Annotated in this window: 16 protein-coding genes; 9 read left to right on the top strand and 7 right to left on the bottom strand. The window is 42.7% G+C overall.

The annotated features are described in order from the left end of the window. Positions 1-82: 82 nt before the first annotated feature. The 7 genes from LT679_RS00895 to LT679_RS00865 all read left to right on the top strand — a co-directional run bounded on the left by LT679_RS00895 (position 83) and on the right by LT679_RS00865 (position 7539). On the top strand, positions 83-2791 hold the full coding sequence (locus LT679_RS00895; RefSeq protein ID WP_232175015.1) for a TonB-dependent receptor: 2709 nt from the start codon (positions 83-85) through the stop codon (positions 2789-2791). Between the two features lie 24 nt (positions 2792-2815). Then, positions 2816-3850, top strand: a complete 1035-nt coding sequence (locus tag LT679_RS00890) for a hypothetical protein (protein ID WP_232175014.1) — start codon at positions 2816-2818, stop codon at positions 3848-3850. Further along, positions 3850-4920 carry a phytase gene (locus LT679_RS00885; protein WP_232175013.1) on the top strand — a complete coding sequence of 357 codons (1071 nt, stop codon included), beginning with the start codon at positions 3850-3852 and terminating at the stop codon, positions 4918-4920. The genes LT679_RS00890 and LT679_RS00885 overlap by 1 nt, the downstream gene beginning before the upstream one ends. A gap of 155 nt (positions 4921-5075) precedes the next feature. Continuing rightward, complete coding sequence (locus tag LT679_RS00880; protein ID WP_232175012.1) at positions 5076-5978, top strand: EamA family transporter; 903 nt, start codon at positions 5076-5078, stop codon at positions 5976-5978. Positions 5979-5996: 18 nt separating this feature from the next. After that, a complete protein-coding gene (locus LT679_RS00875) occupies positions 5997-6575 on the top strand; it encodes a Crp/Fnr family transcriptional regulator (RefSeq protein ID WP_232175011.1) in 579 nt (192 codons plus the stop codon). A gap of 80 nt (positions 6576-6655) precedes the next feature. Continuing rightward, positions 6656-7084 carry a DUF4267 domain-containing protein gene (locus tag LT679_RS00870; RefSeq protein ID WP_232175010.1) on the top strand — a complete coding sequence of 143 codons (429 nt, stop codon included), beginning with the start codon at positions 6656-6658 and terminating at the stop codon, positions 7082-7084. Then, the gene (locus LT679_RS00865; protein WP_232175009.1) at positions 7078-7539 is read left to right on the top strand and encodes a DUF1772 domain-containing protein; all 462 of its coding nucleotides are present in this window, start codon (positions 7078-7080) and stop codon (positions 7537-7539) included. Before LT679_RS00870 ends, LT679_RS00865 begins: the two co-directional genes overlap by 7 nt. Positions 7540-7564: 25 nt before the next feature. Here LT679_RS00865 and LT679_RS00860 read toward each other — a convergent pair whose 3' ends face one another. Then, positions 7565-8299: a DUF3667 domain-containing protein gene (locus tag LT679_RS00860; protein ID WP_232175008.1), complete on the bottom strand. Its 735-nt coding sequence runs from the start codon at positions 8297-8299 to the stop codon at positions 7565-7567. 366 nt (positions 8300-8665) lie between these two features. Here LT679_RS00860 and LT679_RS00855 point away from each other — a divergent pair, with 366 nt between their 5' ends. Continuing rightward, complete coding sequence (locus LT679_RS00855; RefSeq protein ID WP_232175007.1) at positions 8666-9298, top strand: TetR/AcrR family transcriptional regulator; 633 nt, start codon at positions 8666-8668, stop codon at positions 9296-9298. An 8-nt stretch (positions 9299-9306) separates the two neighbouring features. On the opposite strand, the gene LT679_RS00850 is transcribed toward LT679_RS00855, so the two are convergent. From LT679_RS00850 to LT679_RS00825, 6 genes are all read right to left on the bottom strand, one after another. Continuing rightward, on the bottom strand, positions 9307-10683 hold the full coding sequence (locus LT679_RS00850; protein WP_232175006.1) for a gluzincin family metallopeptidase: 1377 nt from the start codon (positions 10681-10683) through the stop codon (positions 9307-9309). A 164-nt stretch (positions 10684-10847) separates the two neighbouring features. Then, positions 10848-14963: a hybrid sensor histidine kinase/response regulator transcription factor gene (locus LT679_RS00845; protein ID WP_232175005.1), complete on the bottom strand. Its 4116-nt coding sequence runs from the start codon at positions 14961-14963 to the stop codon at positions 10848-10850. A gap of 166 nt (positions 14964-15129) precedes the next feature. Continuing rightward, the gene (locus tag LT679_RS00840; protein ID WP_232175004.1) at positions 15130-15741 is read right to left on the bottom strand and encodes a hypothetical protein; all 612 of its coding nucleotides are present in this window, start codon (positions 15739-15741) and stop codon (positions 15130-15132) included. A gap of 26 nt (positions 15742-15767) precedes the next feature. Further along, on the bottom strand, positions 15768-16916 hold the full coding sequence (locus LT679_RS00835; protein ID WP_232175003.1) for a glycan-binding surface protein: 1149 nt from the start codon (positions 16914-16916) through the stop codon (positions 15768-15770). 26 nt (positions 16917-16942) lie between these two features. Next, the gene (locus LT679_RS00830) at positions 16943-18628 is read right to left on the bottom strand and encodes a RagB/SusD family nutrient uptake outer membrane protein (protein WP_232175002.1); all 1686 of its coding nucleotides are present in this window, start codon (positions 18626-18628) and stop codon (positions 16943-16945) included. 10 nt (positions 18629-18638) lie between these two features. After that, on the bottom strand, positions 18639-21794 hold the full coding sequence (locus LT679_RS00825) for a SusC/RagA family TonB-linked outer membrane protein (RefSeq protein ID WP_232175001.1): 3156 nt from the start codon (positions 21792-21794) through the stop codon (positions 18639-18641). Positions 21795-22564: 770 nt separating this feature from the next. On the opposite strand from LT679_RS00825, the gene LT679_RS00820 reads away from it, so the two are divergent. Beyond that, positions 22565-26635 (top strand): hybrid sensor histidine kinase/response regulator transcription factor, encoded by a 4071-nt coding sequence (locus LT679_RS00820; protein ID WP_232175000.1) that lies wholly within the window; start codon positions 22565-22567, stop codon positions 26633-26635. Positions 26636-26637: the final 2 nt, after the last annotated feature.

The following is a 26637-nucleotide window of genomic DNA, read 5'->3' as shown; positions in this document are numbered from 1 at the left end:
TATACGTTTTGTAACACCCCATTATGCGGCAGCCTGCCGGTTTACCATAAATCTTTGTGCAAAACAGAACAAAGTCACTTTTATGGAACTTAAAAAATTACTTATCTTTTTTATTTTGATGTGCGGCAGCGGCATTGCTATGGCCCAGCGCGGCATTATTAAAGGTAAAATAAGCGGTCAGCAAAATGAACCGCTTGCAGGTGCAACATTGCTTGTAAACGGCACTACCTCAAGCACGGCTGCTGACCTGAATGGCGATTACCAGTTTTACGTAAACCCCGGTAATTTGAATTTAACAGTACGCTACCTCGGCTACCGGGACACCACCATAAATGTTTCATTAACCGCAGGGCAGTTAAAGGTGATCAATATTACGCTGAAAAGCAGGCAGGCAGCATTAGAAGGTGTTGTGATTACCGGCTACACCGAAGGCCAGGCTAAAGCCCTTAACCAACAAAAGAATGCCGATAACATAAAAAACATTATCGCGGCAGATCAGATTGGCAAATTTCCGGATCCTAACGCGGCCGAAGCTTTACAGCGTGTGCCCGGCGTAACCATTGAACGTGACCAGGGTGAAGGCCGGTATGTGTCATTAAGAGGCTTGGCTCCCCAGTTTACCAATACCAGCGTTAACGGCGAGCAAATACCTTCACCTGAGGCCGACGTAAGGTATGTAGCGCTCGATGCGATACCGTCAGATCAGCTGGCGTCCATCGAAGTAAGCAAAGCGCTAACACCCGATATGGATGGCGACGCTATAGGCGGCTCCATAAACCTGATTACCCGTAGCGCCCAGAGCAAAAAGCCAACCATATCCGGTACGCTTGGCGGCGGCTATAATAACCTGATGCGTAAAGGTAATGTGCAGGGCCAATTACAATATGGCCAGCGCTTTGGTGATAAAGAACAATTTGGCTTGTTACTTAACAGCAATTATTACCAAAACAACCTCGGATCAGACGGTATTGAGCGCGCTATTAATGATAACGAACTGGAAACTCGCGATTACGAACTTACCCGCACACGCCTTGGTTTAAGCTCAGCGTTAGATTATCGTTTTAACAATCATCATGAGGTTTATTTCCGTACGCTTTATTCACGCTTTACGGATCGCGAATGGCGCCGCCGTTATGTTTTTAAACCATCTGATGAGGAGATTGAAAAATTAACTAAGGATCGTTTTGAAGCGCAATCTGTACTATCAATGAATGCAGGTGCTAAACACACATTCAAAAGCTTTTTGCTTGATTACGAAGCACAGTACAGCTATGCCGAGCAAAACACCCCTTACGACAATGAGGCCGCTTTTGTAGCCGGTATACCAAGTGTACTAAACTATGCCGATACCCGCTACCCTTCCATATCAACAGACGAGGATTATAAAAACAACTCGCTTTACGGTTTTAATGAACTGGGTATGGGCAACACTATCGCCAAGGATAAAAACCTTACAGCAAAGGTAAATGTTAGCGTGCCTTACAAAATAAACAGCAGCGATGGTTTAATAAAGTTTGGTGGTAAGGTTCGCTCAAAAAACAAAAGCTATAACATCACCCAAAACACGTTTGAAAACCTGGGCGGTGTACCTAACCTTGACCAGTTTGCAGGTTCGCCGGTTAAAGATAAATTTATGGGTGGCCGTTATGAGTTAGGCAATCCACTGGATTTGAGCAGCCTGATACGTTACTTTAACGCCAACCCGTCGCAATTTGAGCTCCAGATAGCGGATAAAGCGGCTGACGAAGCGCTTGAATCATTCGAAGCATCAGAAGATGTTTACGCCGGTTACCTGATGGGTCGCCAGCAAATTAAAAAATTGATGATTTTAGGCGGTGTACGTTACGAGCGCACTAAGGTTAGCTACAGCTCAAAAGACGTTATTATAGCCGCCAATGGCGATCTTGAAGCTATACGCCCTGTAACCGGAAGCAGCGTGTATGATTTTGTGTTACCTCAACTGCACTTGAAATACGAACTTGATAAATTCAGTAACCTGCGTGCGGCAGTAACTTACTCATATGCCCGCCCTAACTTTTCAGAGATCATCCCCTCGCAGGAGATCAACCGTGAGGATCGGGTTGCCACTATTGGCAACGCCAACCTCAAACCGGTTAAAGCGCTTAACTATGATTTAATGGCCGAGCATTACTTCGGCTCAGTAGGTATAGCATCGGCAGGCTTATTTTATAAAAAGCTCGATAACTTCATTTATCGCCGTACTATCTTTAACTCACCGTACCCTACTACCGGTACACCAATTATTCCGCGTATTGATATCACACAATCGCAAAACGGTAATGACGCAGACGTACTGGGAGCGGAAATCGCTTTGCAGCGCCGCCTATCATTTATACCGTTTCTGGATGATTTCAGCGTTTACCTGAACTATACCTACACCCACTCTAAAGCACGTATACAAAGCAGGCAGGCTAACGAAGGCAATGCCAACGCAACTGAAGAGATCAGGTTACCAGGGCAAGCCAGCCATGTGGGTAACGCGTCTGTAGCGTATGAAGGCAAAAAGTTTTCGGCCCGTTTATCGCTCAACTTTAACGGCAGCTACCTGTCTGAACTTGGCGGCACTAAGGATGAAGACATCTTTATAAAGAACCGTATGCAGCTTGATGCTACCGCAGGGTATGCTATCAACAACAAGTTCCGCCTGTTTGTAGAGGCGCTAAACCTAACCAACCAACCCTTGCAGGCTTACCAGGGAAATTCAACGCAATATATACAGCGTGAATTTTACTCTTACTGGATGCGTTTTGGCGTAAAGTTCAATTTATAACAGACCATTTTTCAATGTATTGAAATGAAAAGATTAAGACATTTTATGATGCCTGCGCTGGCGCTTTTAGCAGTTAGCGCATGCAGCAAACGTAACGACAATGTAGTTACACCTAACGTTGGCGATAAATTTCCGCAGATTATAAACTTAGCCGACGAGGGCGATGGTGGACTGGAAGACGAGGATAAGTTTAGTTTTAAAGTGGGACTGATTGACCGTGCTGACCCGAGCGGAGAAAACCTTGAAGGCGCAATAGTACCTTTAAAAAAAGCGGTAAGGGTAAATTTTGCGGTAACCCATTTTGAGGGGTTCAATAAACTATCTGACTATATAAAAGAAGCCAAGGCGTTTTACGAGATAGATGATTGCACTACATCAGAAGATAAGGATATTGACCTGAAGCTGAATTTTGACGTAAACACGGGCAAGGGAAGTTTTGAGTTTCCGGCTGGTGTTGAAGAGGTTGAAATAGAGTTTGAAACCAACGATGCCCTTTTTGATGACGACGTACTGAATACCGATGACCGCAAAATTGAAATACAGTTAACCGGAATAGATAATGCCGGCACCAATGTTACGTTAAACACGGCTAATAAATTTGAATACGAGGTACTTGATGACGAATCTGTTTTTGGTGAATACGAAATTGATGTAAACAATGCCACTCAATTCAACAGCTTCGTACAACTGTTTGGCCTGATAAACGAGGATGTAAAAAACCTGAAGGCCGCAGACGTCGAAGAAATAAAGATTGAATTTGCCTATAACGAATTCAAGGCTGTGATAACCCTTAAAGAAACCGAACAAGTAGAAGAATGCGGCGAAATGGAAGAGGTAAACAAAGAGATTGAAATTGAAGGCGGCATTGAAGAACTCGACACCAAAACGCTTGCCGGTGCTGTTGAGTTTGCGGATGATATTGAGCAGGAAGACGGCACGGAGGCTGAGTTTAAATATTCAGGCGAATTTACTTTAAATGGCAAAAACCTGGTACTTACGCTTAAGGGAGAGTACAACGACAATGAAACCGAGGAGATCACTTTAAACCTGAACAAGTAATGAGTAAAGCGTTAAAATTATCCATTATAGCGGCATGCTTCGTCGCGAGCGCCTGCCAGCAGCCTAATGGTAAAACCGGCAATACTGGTGTGCAAGATACTGTAATAAAGCCCTTGTATGTTAGTGAGCCGGTGGCGTTCGACTCGGATGATCCGGCGATATGGGTTAACCCGGCAGACCGGGCAAAATCATTGGTTATAGGCACGGATAAGGATGCCAACGGCGCACTTTACGTTTTTGATTTGAAAGGTAAAATCATAAAGGACAAAGTAGTTAAAGGGTTAAAAAGGCCTAATAATGTTGACGTAGCCTATGGCCTTATACTTGACGGAAAGCCGACGGATATTGCCGTCGCCACCGAGCGCATTACCCATAAACTCCGCATATTTTCCGTTCCGGAAATGAAAGCGGTTGATGGTGGCGGCATACCGGTTTTTGAGGGCGAAAATGAAGTCAGCGGTTTTCGTGACCTGATGGGAATAGCCCTGTACACCGCACCTGATAAAAAAATATACGCCATAGTAGGCCGTAAAACCGGACCAACACAGGGCGATTACCTATGGCAGTATTTGCTGCAGGATGCAGGCAACGGAACGGTAAAAGCTACGCTGGTGAGAAAGTTTGGTAAATACAGCGGTAAAAAGGAGATAGAATCCATTGCTGTAGATAACGAAATGGGCTACATTTATTACTCCGACGAACAGTTCGGCGTACGTAAATATTATGCCGACCCAGCTAAAGGCGACGAGGAGCTTAACATATTTGCCAAAGAAGGTTTTTTGGAAGACCACGAGGGAATTAGCATTTACAAAACCGGGAAAGGCACGGGTTATATCCTGGTGTCTGATCAATCGGCTGGCCAGTTCAAAGCGTACAAGCGCGAAGGCGATAACGCTTTTGTAAAAAGCATCCGCGTGTCAACCAGCAACAGCGATGGCTCTGACATGGTATCTGTACCGTTGAATAACGATTTTAAACACGGATTATTTGTTGCCATGAGCGACGACAGAACTTTTCAGTTTTACCGCTGGGAAGATCTGGCAGGTAACGATCTGCAGGTAAATCCATAATCTTCTAATTTGAGCGTCCGTAGTAAGTTCAGCTACGGGCGCTTTTTTTCGGAATAAAGAGCGTGAATGTTCAACATCTGATTTGCAGATGATAAATATGGCGAGGGAAAAACATAGTTTTGGCCGACGTTTATCGCACTATCAGCCTTTTCATTTTGAAACAACTTAAATACTATTTAGCCGCCTCGCTTGGTTTTGCTATATGGGGCTTTTTTAGCCTGGTACTTAAACCGCTGCACGAGTATGCCTCGTTGGATATACTTTTTTACCGTGTGTTCAGTTGTGCCGTCATTATGTCGGTTATATCGATACTATTTAAGCGCGAAAAAATCCGTCAAAATTTAAATCTGTTCAAATCGTTACCCACTAAAAAACGCCGATCTGTTTTGTGGCTCAACATAGGTGGCAGCCTGTTTTTAACCGCTAATTGGTTCTCATTCATCTACGTCATGAATCATGTTAGCGTTCGTGCTACCTCTGTAGCTTACCTGGTATGCCCTATCCTGACTACCTTGCTCGCCTATTTCATATTGCATGATAAACTTACCCGCCTGCAATGGCTTTCGGTATCGCTAAGTTGCGCCGGCTGTTTACTACTTTCTTACACCAGCCTCACTAACATGTTTTTTAGCACGTTTGTTGGCTTTACCTATGCCGGTTACCTCATTAGCCAAAACCAAAACAGCGGGTTTGATAAATTTTTGATACTTAACATTCACATTCTGTTATCAGCTCTGATTTTACTGCCTTTTTTCCCGGCATTTGCAGGCCCTGTACCTACGGAATTTAAATTTTATTTTTACGTGGAAATAATCGCGGTGCTTTACACCATAGTGCCACTGTTTTTAAACCTGTACGCGTTAAGTGGCATCAGCTCATCTAAAGTAGGCATGATATTAAATATAAACCCCATAATCGCTTTTGTACTATCAGGCGTGGTTTACCATGAACCGCTGGGAGCTTTGCAGATATTTGCTTACGCACTCATATTCATGGCTGTAATCGTTTTCAACGCCGGGGCATTTAACCGTAACCGGGCTGCACAAGCGAACACTTAAACAACTGAAACAAGCGCTATGAGCCAGTTGATCGCTACGATAAAACATCTGATCAGTATTGATGAGGAAGAAGAAGCTATAATTAAAAGCTTGTTTAAGCCGCTTGAATTAAAAGCGGGAGATTTTTTTGTAGAGGAAGGACAGGTTTGCCGGTACGTGGGCTTCATTGAGAAAGGCTTAGTGCGCTATTACATGAATGACGACGGCAACCACAAAACGTTATATTTTAATAAGGAAGGCGAGTTTGTAAGCAATTATCAAAGTTTTCTTCCGCGCAACCCATCAAACACCAATATACAGGCTATAGAGGACACCAGCCTTCAGGTAATCAGCTTTGAAAATTTGCAACGCCTGTACGCTACCGTTCGTGAAGGCGAAAAGCTGGGCCGCTTGGGCATTGAAAGCGTCTTTGTAAACAGCCTGGAACAGCTAAAGTCTTTCTACCGTGATTCGCCTGCCGAGCGTTACCGGCAGTTTCTGCATGCGTACGCTGAGCTTGCCCAACGCATACCACAGTATTACATCGCATCGTATGTAGGTATTAAGCCGCAATCTCTATCCCGCATACGAAAAAGACTTGTATCAAAAGCAGATTAAGCCGCATTGCATTAGTTAACCCAGGTGAACGAAATCTGGCATTCGGTTAAGGAAATTTGTGTCATTAATCATCATGAAAAATGGAAACACAAATTAAACAAAGCGCATGGGGTGCCCGCTCGGTATCTTTCTGGATCACGTTTATTTTAGCATCAGGTATTATATTTATAGGCCTACGCTTTATTATGCTGCCGCATGTTGGCGCGGCTGGCTATGGCATAAATTTTAAAAACGCTTCAGATACTGCTTACGGGCAAATTAAGGGCATCCGCGACATATTTACAGGCATTGCATTATTGCCCTTATTATTTATGCGCATGCGGAGGGCTGTAGCGTGGGTGTTCTCCGCTGCAGTTATAGTTCCGGTTGCTGATTTTCTTATTGTATTAACCAATAATGGCGCCGGAGATATGGAGCATCTCCTGATCCATGGAATTACAGCCCTTGTAATGATCGTTAACAGCATCCTGCTATTTAAACAAAACCATAAAAAACCAAGCATATGCTAATTAATCAAATACTGGCAACGCTGGCCGTATTGGCTGTAGGCGTTGTGTACGGAACCGACGTTTTTCACGCTATCGTAGTAAAAAAGGCTGCTACCTTAAGCAGCGACAAATCCATTGCCGACCTTATCGGACATACACACTTGATTGCAGACAAACGAATGCCGATAATAGGCGCAACCGGCCTTCTGTCTTGCTTAATACTTACCGCAATAAATTATAATATACATATCGCCATGTATTCTGGCTTGGCCTCAGTTTCTTTGATTTTGCATTTGGTTATCTATCTCACCATAGCTAAACCTATAAACCAAACAATGTCTAAAGCGGCCTTAAATAAGCAAATGCCAACCAACATAAGACAGCTGCAGCAACGCTGGGATAGTGTAATTATCTACCGGGCGATTGCTTTAACTATTGCGATGATCGCGCTGATTTTAGGATTATTTGAGATGTGAATACAGTTTAATGCAGCTTAAATAACTATTTGGCCACGCCTATTGCAATGCCTGATAAAAATGATAACAATATATATGAAATCGGCATCATTATACTTCTGAATATCAATCCACTTTTGCTGTAGCCGTAAACGGAGAAAAATTGAAAATAGAAATAGATGCTATACAAAAACGAGAAAAGTGTAATAAAACCCAGGTACAAGAATGCGATCACCGCGGTGTTTGTGTAAAAAATGGTAACGATGCTCACCAACAGGCCGAATATCATTTCGGGTATTATCCGGTATGAGTTAAGCACAAGATGCTCAGAGTAATTTAGCCGAGCCTTATTAAACCAGGCAAAACTGAACAGCGAATATATCGGGATGGAAATAATGAGCACCAGTTTAGGGTGGGCCGACATGAATTTCTCAACCGAGTTCATCATTTCCCGGGTTTGCTGCGGCATTAAATCAGCCATTTTTACGTGGACGTATGGCGCAAGCATGGTAGAAATGGTTACAATAAGAAGAATCAACGTTACAAAACTAAAGTAATTGACCCTTTTACCCTCAATGAACTCACGTACGCCATGTCCGGGCCGCGTGAAAAGTTCCTTGAGGGTAAACAAAACGCCCTTGTCAACATGCCATACGCCATGTATTAGGTCGTGCTCCACAAAGTGCTTGATAGAATAACGGTGCGTAGAAACTTTTTGTCCGCATTGCGGGCAATAGTTCAGCGTAACGTCAGCTGCACAATTGAGGCATTTTGAGGTCATACAGTGATAAGGTTATAAAGTATTGTATGCTTTGATCTCGATGAGTAATGTATTAGTGGTTGCCTGTAAGCCAAAACCGCCTGCGAGTTGCTAATAAAAAGCGTAAAATCTCTTGTTATTAGCAAGCCATTTAAGAGCAAATCAGAAAGCGTTCTCCGTTTTTGCATTTAATCAGTTTAACAGTCAGTTGTAGTTTAAATTGCGCTAATATACCAATATATCACCATATCGTGATATAAATTATTTTTTAACTTATTGTGAAATCTTTCGCCAATATACTCTAAATTATTGCTTGTCAGGCATGTTACGGGATAATACTTTGAAGATAATATAAAACATCGCAAATTGCGCTAAACTTAGTGAGCAATGACCAGGAAGATAACTGATGGCCCCGTCAGGAATAAGGAACGAACGAAAGCCAAACTAATTGAGGCGTTGGGTAATACGCTTAAAAAAAGCGGTTTCTTAGGACTCAGCGTTAGCGCTATTGCTAACGAGGCGCAGGTTGACCGCAGGCTGATATATGATTACTTTGGCGATCTGGATGGTTTGGTTAAGGAGTACCTGAACAGTAAAGATTACTGGAAAATACAACCTGAACATGTAGCCGGAATTATACAAATGGCTAAAGAAGACGCCGGTAAGGGCCTGGCTTATGGCGTACTGGAAGATCAGTTAAACAGCCTTATTGGCAACGAGGAAATGCGACGGATTATTACCTGGGGATTAAGTGACAAATCACCTGTGCTGAAAGAGGTTGACCAAAAACGCGAAAACACCGGCGAAGAAATACTGCAATCTGTTTTTGACCCGCATTTTAAGGACGGAAGCAAAAACTTCAGAGCAATGTACGCGTTGCTCATGGGAGGCATTTACTATTTAACGCTGCACGCCAAGATGCAGGAAAGCACGTTTTGCGGTATCGACGTTCAGCAGCCTGAAGGTCAGGATCAGATTAAGCAAGCGCTAAAGCGAATGATCGAGATGATCTATTCCTGAACTTTAATTTACAGGTAATCAAATACCTTTTTGCATTCACTCTGGCTGATGACTTCCTTCTCAAATAACTGCCACTGCTCATTACTGATGCCAGCGCTTTTAACGGTGTTTACCAGTAAATTATAATCAGTCTCCTTACCGGCATTTTGCAAAGCCTTTTGGCAAAACAGCTGCATAGCTTTGGTGCCAAACCTTCTCTCCATAACCAGCAACATTAACGGCGCGTAATTATAGCGGTAGCCCTCTCCTATCTGGTCAGGTTTAGTAATTTCGGGCAGCGGCTTCACCTTCCAATCCTTCATCATGGATCGTCTTTCATCAATATATTTCCGTGTGGCATCCTTTCCGTATTTGTTTTCGGTTGCCTTTATGGAAAGAAACTCAGCCATACTTTCCAGGAAAAACCATTTTAACGTGGAGTTAGGTTTCAACACATTTCCGAAATAATAGTGCCCCATTTCGTGCGCGTAAAAAGCGTAACTATAAGTGTTTACAAACAGCCTTTTTTGCGTGTCGATCTCTGATTTAAATGATTTACCGGCCACCGCGATAGTCGGAAAAGTTACGAATCCCCAACTACGCTTTGGCCCATACGGTTCAACAGCCTGGTGCTGTAAAAAGGTTATTTTTGCACCGAAAGGAACTTTCAGGTATGACTTATAAAAATCAACTATGGTGTTTATATTCTCATTGAATACCGCTGCCTCATCAGGCGTAAGTTCGGCATTTAAAAACGTGCTGTTTTCTAACGGCTGAACTTTATAATTACCTGCAAATAACAGCAAAGGCCTGGCAACGTTTGACCGGAGCCTGGCCTGCGGACCAGCCTTTGCCGCGGAACCATTGATGTAAATGGTTTCACAATCCTTACAAGTTACGTCAATATCGTAGGTAACATCCTGCAGTTCCCTGTCATTTTTAACATCATAAATAACCGGGTACCATTTGGATTGATCTGCGGCACGCACTGTATTGCTATTGAACGCTATAAAGCCCTTAAAATCAAATGAATTAAGCGTATCGATATAAACAGGAAAAGCACCGGTATAAGTTAACCGCAATTTTGCAGGCAACTTCAATGTATCATTACCCGAATAAGGCAGGTAAGGCACAGCCTCGCCTAAAAGATTGCTATCGTAAAAGCCGCTATACTTAAGCACTTTTCCGCTATCATCCCGCCATAGGCCAATATTGAAACCTCTGTTAAGTAAAACCTTATATTGCTTACCCAGATCCGGCAGATTATTCAGATAAAGGTCGCATTTAATCAGCCCTTCCGCGCGATTGATTTCGACCTCACCGGAAACATGTGGACTTTTCTGCTGGGCTAAAACCTGATGAAATAGCGAGGTAAGCAACAAAAAGGCGGTGTAAAAAGGTTTCATATAAAACTTAAAGCCTCAAATGACGCAAAAAACCTTAATATTTAATAGAAATAGATTATTTAAATGCGCTGCTTAAAAATAAGCGCCATGAATAACGGATTCGGGCTTAATTAAAGTATACGCTAACTCGTGATAAATAATTACTAATAAGCTTTCTTTCTATGCTACATCACCTTTTCGTTTCTGAAATGATTAATATAATCTGAGGGTAGCATATCGTACTCTGCCTTAAAGGTTTTCGCAAAGTAATGGGGTGTATTAAAACCCACCTCATATGATATCTCTGATACCGATAGCTGACTCTTGGCTAAAAGCTGGGCCGCCCTGCGCAACCTTATCGAGCGGATAAAATCAACCGGGGTTTTGCCGGTAAGCAACAGCACTTTTTTGTAAAGTGATACGCGGCTCATGCACATATGCCTGCTGAGCTCTTCTACGGTAAAATCGGCATTTTGTAAATTGGCCTCAATATACAGCAAGGCCGCAGCCATAAATTTCTCGTCGGCAGATGGTATGTTGCGGTCGCTTAGCTGAACGTCTATCTTTTTACGCTGGTTATCCTTTGTTACTGTTTGGAGTGCAAGCAGGTTTTTAATTTTTGATAGCAGCACCTCAAAATTCAGCGGCTTAATAAGATAATCGTTAGCGCCTGTATTCAATCCCTCCAGCAGTGTCTCTTCATTCGGCATGGCGGTAAGTAAAATTATGGGAATGTGTGAGGTACGGTTATCCATCTTTATTTTACTGCAAAGTTGTAAACCATCCATTTCAGCCATACTAATATCACTCACAATTAAATCCGGATGAAATGCTAACGCTTTTTGCCAGCCTTCTTTACCATTTACCGCCTCAACAATACTGTAATGCTCCGCAAGGTTATCTTTCAGGTAAAACCTGAAATCGTCATCGTCCTCAACCAATAGTACCTTCTTCTTTTTTTGAAGCTCAGGCTCAACAGATTTCGTTTTGGCAACTACCACCTCGTTTGCTCCGGCAGTTTGTATTGATAGTACGGGCAAAGGCAATTCAACAATAAAGCAGCTCCCGCCATTGGCTACGTGCTCTACATTGATATTGCCATTATGCATTTTAACAAACTCTTTAGCGATAGACAAGCCTATACCATTCCCCTGGTTCATCATGGAGACCGGCGCATCATGTTGAAAAAAACGTTCGAAAATCTTATCAACCTTGTTAGGCGGCACGCCAATACCGGTATCAATTACGTTTATTTTTAATATACAGTGCTCATTAACCTGTAAATTCTGCTTACAGCTTAACAGAACGCTTATATTGCCACCGGCTGGGGTAAATTTAAATGCATTTGAAAGCAGGTTCAATAAAATCCGCTCTACTTTATCATGATCAAAAACGGTTTTGAGCAGGGATGTATCCGTATCAAACGTGAGTTGAATGTTACCCTTTTCGGCAATATCGTTAAAGGAATGCGTAATGTTTTTTATAAAGGCAATGATCTCGCCTTCTTTCAAATCCAGTTTTAACTCACGGGTTTCCATTTTACGTAAGTCCAAAAGCTGGTTTACCAGGTTTAGCAACCGGTTAGCATTCTTCTTAATAATAGCCAGATCATTACCCTGCTCATTGAGTTTTGGGTCTTTTAACAATTTATCAGCGGGTGCCATTATCAATGATATGGGCGTTTTAAATTCATGACTGATATTTGTAAGAAACTTAATTTTCATGGAGTCTATTTCGCGTTGCCGCTTTACATCTTCCCGCTCCTGCTCAAGCGCGAAACGCGCTTTTAGCTTTTTAATACCACGGTAACGTATATAAAGCAGCATAGCAAGGGCTATAAGTATATAGCATATGTAAGCCGTGGTACTTTGCCAAAATGGCGGCAAAACTTTTATCTGCAATGATATTTTTCGCACAGGCCATGAATTATCAATGGCGGCAGCACGGGCAATAAACGTATATGTGCCCGCGCTAAGGTTTGTATAGGTGGCTTTGCGTACTTTATTGTCGGCCGTTATCCAGTCTTCATCAAAACCCTTTAGTTTATAGCTGTACCTCACATTTTCCGGGTTGAGAAAATTAAGAGCGGCAAAATCTATAGAGAAAAAATTATCATCATAATCCAGGTCGATATTCTTTGTATCTGTAATCAACCTGGATAAAATTACCTTGCCGTTTACTTTACGGCCGGGTTTTATGCTGGTGTTAAACAATTGAAAATCAGTAAAAATAAGCTTGGGTGCCGTTCTGTTAAGCCGGATATTTTGAGGGATGAAAAGGTTAAAACCGTTGCCGCCGCCAAATAACAGCTCGCCCTTGCGGGTAATTAATGATGCATCATCATTAAACTGCCTGCCTTGCAAACCATCCCTTTCATTAAAATTGATGAACTGTAATTTCATCTGCCCTTCAGCCATTAACACCTGGGCTTTTGAAAGACCATTAGCGGTACCCATCCACAAATTACCCTCGCTATCCTGCTCTAATGATACAATGTTGTTATCAGGCAAACCATCCTGTTTGCGATAGAGTTTAAATTTACCGGTTTTAGGGTTGAGTATATTCAAGCCTTCGCGGGTACCTATACAAATATTGCCGTACTTGTCTTCAAGCAAAGTATATACATTATTATAAACTAAGCTGTTAACATCTCCGTTTATATGTTTGTAATGTTTTATTTTGTTATCGGGCGCAATTACATCGATACCATCAGAAGTGCCTACCCAGATATTGTTTCTGCTATCCTCAATAATGCTGAAAACGTAATCAGAGTGGATGGAATTTTCACGAAAAGCACGGTATACCGTAAACTTATCTCGATCAGGGCTAAGCATATTTAAGCCGCCGGATAAGGTGCCAATCCATAACCTGTGCAAATGGTCTTCCTTTATTTCATACACCCTATCGTCAGACAAGCTGTACGGATCGGCATCACTGTGCCGGTAATGCCTGAAGGTTCTGCCGTCAAAGCAATCAAGCCCGCCAAAGTAGGTGCCTATCCAAAGCTTTTGTTCATGGTCTATCGCCAGGCTCACCACCACGTTGTTTGACAGGCTGTTGGTGTTGTTCTTATTGTTTCGATAAGTGGTAAATTTTTCAGCCTTACGGTCGTAGTAAATCAGTCCCCCACCGTTCGTGCCGATCCATAAATTGCCTTTGGCGTCCTCTGCAAAAGCGTTTACATCATCATAACCAATTGTATTGGCAAGCAGCGGGTTATGCTTATACAACGGAAACTTAACAATATTTTGATGGTAATAATTAACGCCTTTTTTGTATGTGCCTACCCAAATTGTACCCGCGTCGTCCTTATATAATTCTGTAAGGCTGTTTTGGCTTAGGCTTTTATCATCGTTTTCTTTTTTCTGCAGATAGCTGATGGCAAAATTACTTTTGTCAATGAGGTTTACGCCGCCGGGATCGGTAGACAGCCATATCTTGCCCTTATCATCCTGTAATACGCTATTTACAATGTTGGCATTAAGGCTATGGCCGGGCGCATCCTTATAAAAATGTTTTATGGTATTACTTGCGGGGTTCAAGTAATACGTACCTATCGGCCCCGAATAAAACCATATCTCGTCCTGCGCGTCAACAAAAATCCGGTACATCTGGTAGCTTTTGCTTGCCAGCGCGTTAGCAATAGCTGTTGAGCGATAGGTTATTTTACTTTTAACAATATCAAACTTATCTACAACGCCATCTTTATATGCTATCCAGATGTTGCCTTTCGAATCAGGATATATATCTGCCACATTTATGGAATACAGCGAAGCTGAATTACCTTTAATTGACGGATAACTACGGGTTTTGCGCGTTGCCGGATTATAAATAAAAAGCCCCTCAACCGCGTGTAAAAAGTAATAGTTACCGTTACGGCCTTTTACAATTTTCATTACCCTATAATCGGGCACACCATACGGTTTCAGGTACTTGCCTACATCATCATTAAAGCTTTCAGTGGCCTGGTCATATATACTGTAGCCCGATTGTGTTTTGATCCAGAACTTATCACCCGGACCCTCAAATATGCTGATAATGAAATTATCACTTATTGATGTCGGGTCATTTGCATTATGCTGGTACAATTTAAAAGTATTTCCATCATAACGGTTGAGTCCGTTTTGCGTGCCAATCCACAAATAACCGCGGCTATCTTTTAAGAAAGCAGTTACGTTGTTGTGTGATAAGCCTGTATTTACGTTGATATGCGAAAACGCGTAATTATTGTTTTGGCCAAACGCGCTTTGCCATAACAATAATGCCGCAAACAGGTATCGTGTAAACAAGAACTTCGTCATAATCAGGTTATCAAATCTATCAAATACCTATCACAATCCGTATTAAAAAGATTGGTTTCCTACAATTACAAACAGAAAAACTCCTGCGGTTAAGGATAACGCTGCAGGAGTTTGGGAATGTTAGGCGCCTTATTGATACCTAACGCATACAATTATTATAAAAGGCTCAGGGGGTAATAACGAGTTCGTTCTCTGATTCGATAACCAAGGGCTTAGTACCTCCCGTGTAAAACACCACAGTACCGGTAGCCGCATCGGCAGGTACCTTAACCACTATTTGCGTTAACGATTTGCTCACAAAATCTTCAACCAAAACATCAGGCGCAAATTGTACGCCAGTTACCCAGTTTACAAAATCGCCGGTTATGGTTATATTATCTCCGACGCGTGCTGTGGCCGGTACCGATGTTATGGTTACCGGTACTTCAAACTGTATCTCCGTTTTTGAGGTTACGTCGCCATCAGCGCTCTTAAGGGTTACAAATCCCTTTTCAGTTTCCTGTGGAACGGTTATGGTGATCAGGTCATCCTTCTGCTCAACAAAAGCTGAACTTGAAACAGTTGCGCCTGGCAAATCTATTTCGGTTACCTTTTTGAGGTTTTTGCCAATAAAGCGTATCTGCTCGCCATGTTTAACACCTGCGGGTCCAAAACTCAGTAACTCTACTCTACCGGAGTTAACTTCGTTATCGGTGTTTTTGCACGACATGGCCATCGTAATTACCAGCATAAAGCCGGTAATTACGGTAAGTAAAGGTTTATGATATGTTAATTTCATCTTTTTTTAAGTCGGTTATAAAAGCGTTAATCTTTATTTACTTTGGGCACTACCCGGAAGTTATCAAATGATATATCTGCATCCAATTCTCCCGGGCCGAGGAATAGCACACGCGTGTAGTAACCATTAGGCCTCACCGTTAATGGCGACTTAAAGGCATCGGCATACTCATCAAACGGAATGGTTATGGTTTGCCATTTGCCTTTGGTATCAATAGGTGGGTTCCATAAGTAAGCATCGTTATTAAAATCAGACAAGCCGAAATTGAACCGTATAGTATTGTTGTTATAAGGCTTAACGGTATTCACTTCGAATTTAAGGTTATAATCTTCAGGCTTGAGAATGGCAGCATCCGGAATGTTCTTACTGATGGGCCCCATAGCATCAGGCGGACCGCCTGCAACTTCTGTCCAGCCCCAGGCGCCAATTACACGTTTTACACGAATGTAGTTGCCGTTGATAGCAATCGGATCATCAGCCCCCGGAGAACTAACCACGAATGACGAGTTCCACCAGCCGGTAAACGGATCGCTGCTTAGGATGATGTTACGGTTATCCCTGAAGAACAAGTCTGATTCGGTTTCACCAAAATTGGTTTTTACCGTAATCGGGCCTGGTTGTGCACCTGCAGGAACGCGTACCTTGATTACAGCATCGGTAATTGATTCTATCTCACCTTCAACACCTCCTGCAAAGGTTACCGTAAGTGGCTGATAAAAATAGTTTCCGTTTATGGTGGCAATCTCGCCGGTAGGCACATACTCACAATCCATGTAAGAAATCACCGGTTCAGCTATGCTCACCTTAAAATCATGATCCAGCGTTTTGCCGTCAGCAAAAATGATCCTGATCTTGTTGGTAATATCTACCGGTATCTCGCTGGGTACGCTCACCAGTATTGAGGTATTAGTAACGTAAGTGGTAGTTACTATAGCCTTTCTGTCGTTAAACCAAATCTCGCGCGCGTTTTGCAGGTTGGTACCCACTATGGCTATAAGATTGCCCTGCCCCGCCGACACCAATAACGAATCGGATGAATTTGGGTCAGTTATCCTGATGTAACTTATGGTTGGGGTGCCTGTTTCGTCCTTATCATTTTTTGAGCATGACGAATAAATACACACTGTAAGCGTAACCGCTAAAAGTGTTAATAATGTCTTAAATATACTTTTCATCTTTATCTGATTTTTGATAAGCCATATTATTGTGCGTAATAATCAACCGCAGGTTTCTTCAGGTTAGGTGCCTGATCAAGCTCGGGTGTAGGTATAGGCAGCAGGAAATTGCCGCTGTTAGCGTTAATTACCCTATCGGTTGTGGCCCATGGCGTTTTAGTAAGCGTCCACTGTGTTGGGTTCGGAAACTGATCAGGTTTGGTGAAAAACAAGCCCCTGTCCTGCGCGTTAAGGATGCTGTATGCCTTTTGCGCGTTGTAATAATGCATGCTTACCAAATCGTACCAGGCCATACCCTCCATTGCAAACTCCAATACACGTTCTTTAAATATTACATCCAGTGTTAGCGGATCTTCAAACGCAGGTAAACCTGAGCGCATGTGCACTTTATTAAAGTAATCAACTGCCACTGCATCTGTAGTTGACGAACTGTTGCCCAACTGAGCTTCGGCATAAATCAAATACATTTCGGCAAGGCGCATCATATAAGTATCGTGCCCGTAATATTGCTGTGCTGCAAGGCCGGCATTATCCTTAGCTTTACCGGTTACATATTTTTTGATCGACAGGAAGTTATTGTCGCTACCCGTAAATGGAAAAACAAGCCTTTGTTCACCGCCTGGAATTGACTGAGTAATTTCAGGATACGATGCTCCCGGAAGCATGAACGTAGCTTTAAGCCGTTGATCGAGCGTACGGCCTTTAAGTTCGTTATCGGCAGCATTTACAGTAAAGCCATCATATTGTTTCATCATCCACCAGGTTGCGCTTTTGTCGCCGCCCCAGCCATCGCCGTTAGCTATATCACCACTGTAGGCCAGGTATGCGGGCGTAGAGTTTTGCGTACCCCAGGCACCAGGCGAGAATACCCATTGCAATGAGAAGATGGATTCGGTGTTATTATCATACGGAAACAAAAAAAGATTAGCGTAATTAGGTAATAGCGCATACCCGCCCTGCTTAATAACCCTGTCAGCGAAATACTTCGCGCTGTCCAGATCCGACTGATTACGTTGCCCTGCTCCATTACTGCCTACCCCTGCCCTGTTAAGGTAAAAACGTGCCAGCATGGCTTCGGCAGCCCATTTAGTTACCCGGCCCGGGCGTATAGGTGTAGCGGTTAAATCATTAGCCGCCGCGCGCATATCGTTAATAATAAATTTCCAAACGCTTGGCACCGTGTTTTTACGCAGGCTGGTATCCAGCAATAGCTTAGTGTTATTTTCAATAACCGGTACCTCACCCCAGTTCATCACCAAGAACCGGTAAGCCAGGGCCCGCATAAAGCGTGTTTCGGCAATGGCTTGTTTTTTTACCGTAGCCGATACGCCATTGCCGGCGTAGGTTTCAATATTTTGACGGGTTAAGTTTGATTGCGCTACCACGATAAAGAAGGCACGCCAGGCAGCAGAGTTATCGGGGTTGTCGCCCGTGGTGTTAAACAATACGTTACCCCGGTCATTATAAGCTGAAAAAGCTGTACCCGCCCTGAAATCGCCAAGGTTATATGATGCTTTATCATTATAATCAAACCAAACCTTGCTGTATAGTAAAGCCGTACCGGCAAGTACCTGATCGTCTGTTTTGTAAAAGCTGGCATCTACAATAGCGTCGGTAGGTACCTTTTCTAAAAAGGTTTTTTTACATGCCGACAGCAAAATTACGGGGAGTAAACAAACGCCCCAGAAAATCTTATTTTTAATGATCTTCATATCTTAAATATTATAAGTCAATCCCGAAACTGAATGTGTAGAACGGCGTAAGCGGATAGCGCCCGTTATCAAGGCCGATAGCCTGATTGCCGGCGTTGGCGTCTCTGCCAACATATGAACCAACTTCAGGGTCAAGACCTTTGTAACCGGTTATGGTAGCCAGATTTTGTACACCGAAAGCAAGGCGTGCACCACGGACAAACTTTTGTTTAGCCAGGAAAGCCGCCGGTACGTTGTATGACAGGGTTACATTTTTTAGCCTGATAAATGAACCATCCTCTACCCATTTATCTGTAATACGGGCGTAGTTGCCGTTTGGCCCGAACGATATCCGGGCAACGTTGGTTCCAGGATTGGCCAGCGAAGCTGAACCGTCGGCGTTGGTTACCGGGCGCGCATAGTTCATGGCGTTAAGCAGCATGTTACGGCTCAGGTTGATATTGTTTGGATTTGAATTTGCTCTTGCCAGATAGTTATACACATCGTTACCATATGCGGCTGTTACCAGCACGCTAAGGTTGAAGTTTTTGTACGCGAAGTTATTAGTAAAACCGGCATACAGTTTAGGCCATGGATTACCTATGTTAGTAAGGTCATTCACATCGATTTTACCATCACCGTTAATATCCTTGTACTTTACATCGCCAACCCAAACACCGTTCACCTCTGCAGTTGGCAGCCTGTTGCCATTATTGTCAACCGGCACGGCGCTGCTGTTAATCTCATCCAGTGATTGGAACAAGCCTTCTTCTATATATCCCTGGAACAACCAAGGCGCTGAACCTATTGCTGATTTTTGTGTCCAGTTATCTAACCACCACGAGGTACGTGAAATAAACGCCGACTCGCTGTTGAGCTGCTTGATAACGGTTTTAAAGTGTGATATGTTAAAGTTTGTGTTCCAGGTAAAATCCTTATTGGTAATGTTAGTGGTATTTAATGTTATACCCCAGCCTTTATTTGATAATGTACCAATATTTACCAACGGAGCGCCAACAGCGCCTGTACCATTGGTACCCATGTACCAAGGCAGCGACAAATCCATTAATAGGTTGCTGGTTTGTTTATCGTAATAATCGGCTTCAAGTGTAATACGATCCTTAAATAAACCAACGTTCAGGCCAATGTTGTAAGTACGTGTTTCTTCCCATTTCAAATTCGGGTTAGCGAATTTGCTTGGTAAAAAGCCGGTACTTGTTGGTGTTGCACCAGGCGCCAAAGGTGAGTAAATGCCCGCACCGCCGCCCTGGTTACCGGTTAAGCCGGTTTCAACACGCAATTTTAATTCGTTGATAGCTGATAAGTTCCAGAACGGCTCATTAGTAATACGCCAGGCTGCTGACACTGACGGGAAGTATCCCCAGATATTCTCTGACCCGAAATTGGACGAACCGTCGGCACGTATTGCTCCTGAAACGATATACCGGTCGGCATAGTTATAGTTTAACCTCGCCAGGAAAGACTCTAAAGCCCAATGTCCTGATCCGCCGCCGTTACTTGCCGTGTTTGGATCACCTGCCTCAATGTCAAATATATCATTGGTTAAAAAGCCGGTTCGGCGTGCCGAAAGGTTTTTCCACGTACCGGCTTGCGCCTCGTGGCTGGCTATCAGGTTAAAGTTATGCCTGCCAAAGCTTTTGTTGTACTCCAGCAACTGGTTCCAATTCCAGTAAGTATTCGAACCGGTACCGTTGGTAAAAGCAGCGGTAACATTCTCTGCCCAACCAATTTTATAGGTAGGCATATAGTTTTGTGATTCGGAGTAGCCTACGTTTGTAGTTAATGACGTTTTAAAATGCAGTTCAGGCAAAATCTTAACATCGGCCCGTAAACCACCGCGAAATTCGCGCCTTAAAAAGTTATTGGTTACCAGGTTGGCAATAGCAACCGGGTTAACCGGCGCAAACTGGTTAGCACCATTGTTCAAATCGCCACCGCCCCATGAACCATCTATGTTTTTAACAGGTATTTGCGGCGTTAACTGAATTCCGTTGGATATTAAATTTTCCTGACTGGTAGTCAGGTTCTCTTTGGTTTGGCTAAAGTTAAGATCTGTTCCAAAAGTCAGCCATTCCTTGGCCTTGCTATCCATATTTAAACGTGCAGAGTAGCGCTTAAAGCCTGAACCTGCTGCAACGCCCTTTTGATCAAGGTAATCGCCGGATAAATAGTACTTGGTTTTTTCGGTACCGCCACTCAGGCTCACCGTATGATTTTGGCGCGCGCTGTTTCCAAAAAGCTCATCCTGCCAGTTAGTGCCTTTGCCGAGTAATGACGGATCAAGAAATTCAAGCGGTGTTTCGCCGCCGGCAATAGCATGGTATTCCTTAACCATTTGCGCATATTGCCTCAAATCCATCACATCGAGATGCTTTGGCGCTGTTTGCAATCCATATTGATAATTGTAAGTGAGCTTTACATCGCCTGCTTTACCTCTTTTAGTAGTGATCAACACAACACCGTTGGTAGCACGTGAACCGTACAGCGATGTGGCTGCGGGGCCCTGCAATACCTGTATATCCTCAATATCAGCCGGGTTTATACCAGCCAACGGGTTGGTTGAGCTTTGCAGACCTAAACCGATTTGTGTTGGCGCTATCTGTATATCATCAATTACATACAGCGGATCGGTGGCGCCGTTGATGGTACTCACACCACGGATATTGATTGACATGCCCCCACCCGGCTGCCCTGAATTTTGTGTAACATATACACCCGCCGAACGGCCCTGCAGCGCTTGCTCGACCGTGGTATTCACCGTACGGTTAAGCTCTTTAGCTGAGATAGATGTTTGCGCGCTTGATAGATTGGCCTTTTTAGCGCTACCGTAGGCAACCTTTACCACAACCTCTTCTAACGATGTTGCTGATGGTTTCAGGTAAACATTAATGTTTGTTTTTCCGGCAATAGAAATTTGTTGCTTTTCCATCCCTAAAAAGGTTATGGTTAAACTGTTGCTGGCGGCTGGTGCATTGATGGAAAAAGCGCCCATTTTGTTGGTAGCAACAGATACCGTAGTACCGGTAGCCGTAACCGTGGCGCCGGGGAGCGCCTCGCCGTTCGGATCCGTAACCGTACCGGTTATTACCCGGTTCTGCGCGTAAGCGCCTATGCAAACACAGGCAAGCAAACACAGCATAAAAATACTTCGTAAAATTTGTAGCATGGTTAATTAATTAGGTTTATTGGATATATAGTACCAGCATGGTGTTGTTACACCATGCCATAATTGGTTTCGGCATTATTGATTTATGAAATAAGGTCACATTACACAATGCGCAGTGAAATAGCGGCGATGTAAAAATTCAAGCTTATCAAAATCAATTGCAAATTTTGAGCATAGTTAACTGGTAGTAATAGTTTTTACCATAGTTGTTTAGTTTGTTAAGAAATCGGTCTATAAAAATTGGTCGGCAATGCTAAACAGGATTTATCGCATTGGCTGTTGATGAAATTAGAATGACTGTTAAATATTATATACAAGTAATGTAAATATTGATAAAACAAATGTTAATTCAATTTAACACACTGACAAACAATACCTTATGAGTAAAATACATTAGGAGCATTCTTAAAAGCACACAATCGCAGTAACGTTAATTACTTATCAATAAGTGCCTTTCAGGTTTTAATCTTATAACGGGCAAATATCTGAGCAGGCAAATTTGTAGCTCTATTTACCATAATCCTGCACTACTTTACTTATCAAAATATGACATGTGGCACTACAACGCATCACGTCCTTGTTAATTCAGTTCTACAGATTGCGTACAGCACAACCAAATAACTACTCATTAAATGTTTTAAGAAAAAATCTGCCTACAATTAGGTATTAACAATTAGATTATATTGCTTTGGGTAAAATTCCAAAGCGCGGTATCGATTACAATTGCGCTTTATAAACCGTTAATAAACATTACTGATAGCTCGTTTAATATGTTTAAACCCGTTGCGAGGCTGGTACTTTTTTGCCTACCTATTTTATTAGGGAAAAGCTATGCGCAGAGCAATGTGCAGTTTACGCATCTAACTACGCTTAACGGATTATCGCAAAGCAAGGTAAACTGTATTTTAAAAGATAAGCTTGGGTTTATGTGGTTTGGTACCCAAAACGGACTCAATAAATACGATGGCTACAGTTTTAAGATTTATCAGCACAACTTAAAAGACAGCACAAGCATCCCGGGAAATGACATTAACTGCCTTTTTGAGGATAGTAACGGCGACCTATGGATTGGAACCAGTGATGGCGGGTTGGTTCTGTATGACCGGGGTAAAGATGCCTTTGTTTCGATTGGTACAAAGGGAGCAAACAGTACTTTAATAAGCGACCTGGCCGTTACCGCTATTTATGAAGACCGGCAAAAGAATTTTTGGGTGGGTACATTTAATAAGCTGAATCTGTTAAACCGCAAAACCAGGCAGGTTAAACAGTTTGCCGCGAGTACAGGTACTCTGTCAAACAACACGATTAGCTGCATTTATCAGGATAGCAAAAACAGGCTGTGGATAGGAACTGCCGGCGGCCTAAACATATTGAACCCTAAAACAGGCAGTTGTAAAACTTTTTTGAATAATGACAGCGATGCAACAAGCCTTAGCCACAATAAAGTTAATTGCATAAACCAGGATGCATCAGGAAACCTTTGGATAGGTACTGCTGACGGGCTTAATAAGCTAAGCGCCGATAGTAGAAAATTCGAGGTATATAAACACAAATCCAACAACAATAATAGCCTGAGTAATAATGTAGTCAACGCGATAAGTAACGATGGGGCCAACAATTTGTGGGTAGCAACAGAAAGCGCGCTCGATCACTTTGAGCTATCATCCAAAACGTTCACGCATTACCAGGAATTGCCGTTTGACGAACGGTCGCTAAGCCACAGTTCGGTATACTCACTATTGGTTGATAACGTAGGCATTTTATGGGTGGGTACTTATAACGGCGGCATAAATAAGTACGACAAAAACGAAACCAGCTTTAAACTATACCGTAATTTCAATAACGAAAACCTCAACACCAATACCGTAAGCTCCTTTGCCGAAGGGGCTGATGGCGATGTTTGGGTAGGCACTGATGGTGGCGGCTTGTATCACTGGCAACGTAAAAATAACTGGTTCACAGCTTTTAACCCGCAATCAAAACAACATTATTTTCCCTCGCTTTCTGTTTTGGCGCTTAAGCTATCGGCTGATAAAAAGGTCTTGTGGGCAGGTACTTATGGCAACGGATTGATAAAAATGGATCTCAGCACTATGAAACCCGTATTTTACAACGCCGGGCTGAAGAACAATGCTGTATATACCTTGATGGAAGACCGGCAAGGTAACATCTGGGCCGGCACCAACGGCGGCGGCGTGAGTATGCTTAATCCGGCTACCGGCCGGTTTAAAAATTACATGTATACCCAATATGGCCAAAGCATCAGCAGTAATTTCGTCAGGAGTTTGTGTGAGGACGCTGATGGAAACATCTGGATAGGCACCTACTCCGGTGGCCTGAATATGCTTAACCCTAAAACCGGGAAATTCACCTATTATAACACACTTAACAGCGGTTTACAAAGCGATATTATTTACGCTATTTACCAGGATAAACAAAAAAACATATGGGTTGGCACCATGGGTGGCGGCCTGCATTTATTTGATAATACTACCCACCGCTTTAAGCCCTTCAACAGATCAAACGGACTTGCCGGTAATATTATCAATTCGATTAGTGAGGATAAAAACGGCATGCTGTGGATCAGTACCGACAATGGCATTAATCAGTATGATCCGCATACCAAGAAATTTAAAACGTTTACAGTGCTTAACGGACTGCAAAGCAACGAGTTTTTTTTAGGGGCTGGTATCACATTAAACAACAACGATTTATTGTTTGGAGGGCTTAACGGTTTTAATCTGATTGATCCTGATGATATAAAAATCAACCGGCATATTCCGCCCGTTGTAATAACCGATTTCTTGCTGTTTAACAAATCGGTGCCTGTAGCTAATAAAAACTCTCCGCTTCAACTCAACATCAATGAAACGCGTGAAATAGCGCTTTCTCACAACCAATCGGTGTTTACCATAGAATTTGCCGCGTTGAATTATACTATCCCGCAGAAAAACCGGTATGCCTATCGCCTCGAAGGATTTGACAGGCGATGGAATCACATAAGAAATGAAAGAAAGGTTACTTATACCAACCTTGATCCGGGCGAGTATACCTTTAGGGTCATCGCCTCAAACAATGATGGCGTATGGAACAGGCAGGGTGCATTCATTAAAATTATTATTAAGCCCCCGTTTTGGAAAACTAACATTGCTTACCTTATTTATATAGCCGTTATTGCCGGCATTTTGTATGTTATCTACCGGGAAATAGTATCGAGGGAAAAGCTGAAAAATGAAATTGAATTTCAAAAATTATCAGCAAGTAAAACACAGGAATTAAATCAGTTAAAGCTTAACTTTTTCACCAACATATCGCACGAATTACGCACACCCCTATCGCTGATTATTGACCCTATCCGTAAAATTTCCACAGGTGATATCAGTGCTGAAAAAGTAAATTCATACAGCGCTTTGGCTTATAAAAACGCTGTAAGGCTGATGGCGCTTGTGAACCAATTGCTCGATTTTAGAAAACTTGAAAGCGGCAACATGCAACCCGATCTAAAAAAAGTACGTGTAGAGGCACTGGTATCGGATGCATTTGACAATTTTAATTTGAAAGCTAACGAGCGTAACATTCAATATTCACTTCGGATAGAAGATAACGTTACCCATGCCTGGCTCGACAGCGATAAGCTGCATAAAATATTAACTAACCTGCTCGCCAACGCCTTTAAACACACACCCGACAACGGAATGGTGACGGTGTTGGTAAAACAAGTAAATATAAACGATAAGGAATTTATCGAGATACATGTTGTAGATACAGGGATAGGCATACCAAAACAGTTCCATGAAAAGATATTTGACATTTTTTACCAGGTAAAAGGCACCCAACGCTTCGCCAAAGAATCGAGCGGCATAGGCTTGGCGCTTACAAAGGAATTGGTTACCATGCATAACGGCGACATTGTGGTTGAAAGTGAAGAAGGCAAAGGCACTGATTTTATTGTGCGGATACCTGTTGGCTCGGGCTTGGATGATGGGCCGGAAAACATTCCTGACAACACAAAAGAACAAATTGGCGAGTATAAAGAGCAAACCGCTTTAGAAATTATACCCGACAATATTGACACTAACTTACCTGTAATTTTAGTGGTTGAAGACAATGATAACCTGCGCCGTTACATTACACAGGAACTATCAGAAACTTACCTGGTATACCAGGCCTGCGACGGTTTGGAAGGTTACGAAATGGCCATAAAAATTGTGCCTGACATGGTGATAAGCGATATACTTATGCCCGGGCACGATGGGCTCGAACTGTGCAATAAGCTTAAAACTGACGAAAAAACCAGCCATATACCCGTTATACTGTTAACAGCACGACAAACCGAAGAGAACCGGATTGAGGGTTACACTACCGGTGCTGACGCCTATATTGCTAAACCTTACAACTCCGCTTTGCTTAAAGTAAGAATACAGAATATACTGGATTCGCGCAAAAAGCTACGGGAATTATATAGCAATACAGTTGAAGAAAAACATGTGCAGGTTGAGATATCACCCATTGATAAGCAATTCCTGAAAAAGGCGATCAAGATTGTGGAGGATAATATAGCGGATATTGATTTTGATATTGACACCCTTGCCGAACGCCTGCAAATGAGTCGCCGGCAACTTTATCGAAAAATAAGCGCCCTTACCAACAAAACGGTGCATGATTTTGTGACTGACATCCGGATGGAAAAAGCGGCAGCGCTATTATTGAGCGGTGATTTTACGATAGCTGAAGTAGCTTATAAAGTGGGCTTTTCTGAACCTGCTAATTTCAGCCGTTCGTTTTCAAAAAAGTACGGTATGAGCCCTAAAACTTATTTGAACGGCAAAAGCAATTTATAAAC

The organism is Mucilaginibacter roseus (assembly GCF_021215455.1).
Classification (GTDB): domain Bacteria; phylum Bacteroidota; class Bacteroidia; order Sphingobacteriales; family Sphingobacteriaceae; genus Mucilaginibacter; species Mucilaginibacter roseus.
This window is presented reverse-complemented; position numbering and strand designations above follow the sequence as displayed.

What these genes read in the sequence shown, in the direction of transcription:
- LT679_RS00895 (WP_232175015.1), top strand. Translation starts at nt 83, where the DNA reads ATGGAACTTAAAAAATTACTTATCTTTTTTATTTTGATGTGCGGCAGC.
- LT679_RS00890 (WP_232175014.1), top strand. Translation starts at nt 2,816, where the DNA reads ATGAAAAGATTAAGACATTTTATGATGCCTGCGCTGGCGCTTTTAGCA.
- LT679_RS00885 (WP_232175013.1), top strand. Translation starts at nt 3,850, where the DNA reads ATGAGTAAAGCGTTAAAATTATCCATTATAGCGGCATGCTTCGTCGCG.
- LT679_RS00875 (WP_232175011.1), top strand. Translation starts at nt 5,997, where the DNA reads ATGAGCCAGTTGATCGCTACGATAAAACATCTGATCAGTATTGATGAG.
- LT679_RS00870 (WP_232175010.1), top strand. Translation starts at nt 6,656, where the DNA reads ATGGAAACACAAATTAAACAAAGCGCATGGGGTGCCCGCTCGGTATCT.
- LT679_RS00865 (WP_232175009.1), top strand. Translation starts at nt 7,078, where the DNA reads ATGCTAATTAATCAAATACTGGCAACGCTGGCCGTATTGGCTGTAGGC.
- LT679_RS00860 (WP_232175008.1), bottom strand. Translation starts at nt 8,299, where the DNA reads ATGACCTCAAAATGCCTCAATTGTGCAGCTGACGTTACGCTGAACTAT.
- LT679_RS00855 (WP_232175007.1), top strand. Translation starts at nt 8,666, where the DNA reads ATGACCAGGAAGATAACTGATGGCCCCGTCAGGAATAAGGAACGAACG.
- LT679_RS00850 (WP_232175006.1), bottom strand. Translation starts at nt 10,683, where the DNA reads ATGAAACCTTTTTACACCGCCTTTTTGTTGCTTACCTCGCTATTTCAT.
- LT679_RS00845 (WP_232175005.1), bottom strand. Translation starts at nt 14,963, where the DNA reads ATGACGAAGTTCTTGTTTACACGATACCTGTTTGCGGCATTATTGTTA.
- LT679_RS00840 (WP_232175004.1), bottom strand. Translation starts at nt 15,741, where the DNA reads ATGAAATTAACATATCATAAACCTTTACTTACCGTAATTACCGGCTTT.
- LT679_RS00835 (WP_232175003.1), bottom strand. Translation starts at nt 16,916, where the DNA reads ATGAAAAGTATATTTAAGACATTATTAACACTTTTAGCGGTTACGCTT.
- LT679_RS00830 (WP_232175002.1), bottom strand. Translation starts at nt 18,628, where the DNA reads ATGAAGATCATTAAAAATAAGATTTTCTGGGGCGTTTGTTTACTCCCC.
- LT679_RS00825 (WP_232175001.1), bottom strand. Translation starts at nt 21,794, where the DNA reads ATGCTACAAATTTTACGAAGTATTTTTATGCTGTGTTTGCTTGCCTGT.
- LT679_RS00820 (WP_232175000.1), top strand. Translation starts at nt 22,565, where the DNA reads ATGTTTAAACCCGTTGCGAGGCTGGTACTTTTTTGCCTACCTATTTTA.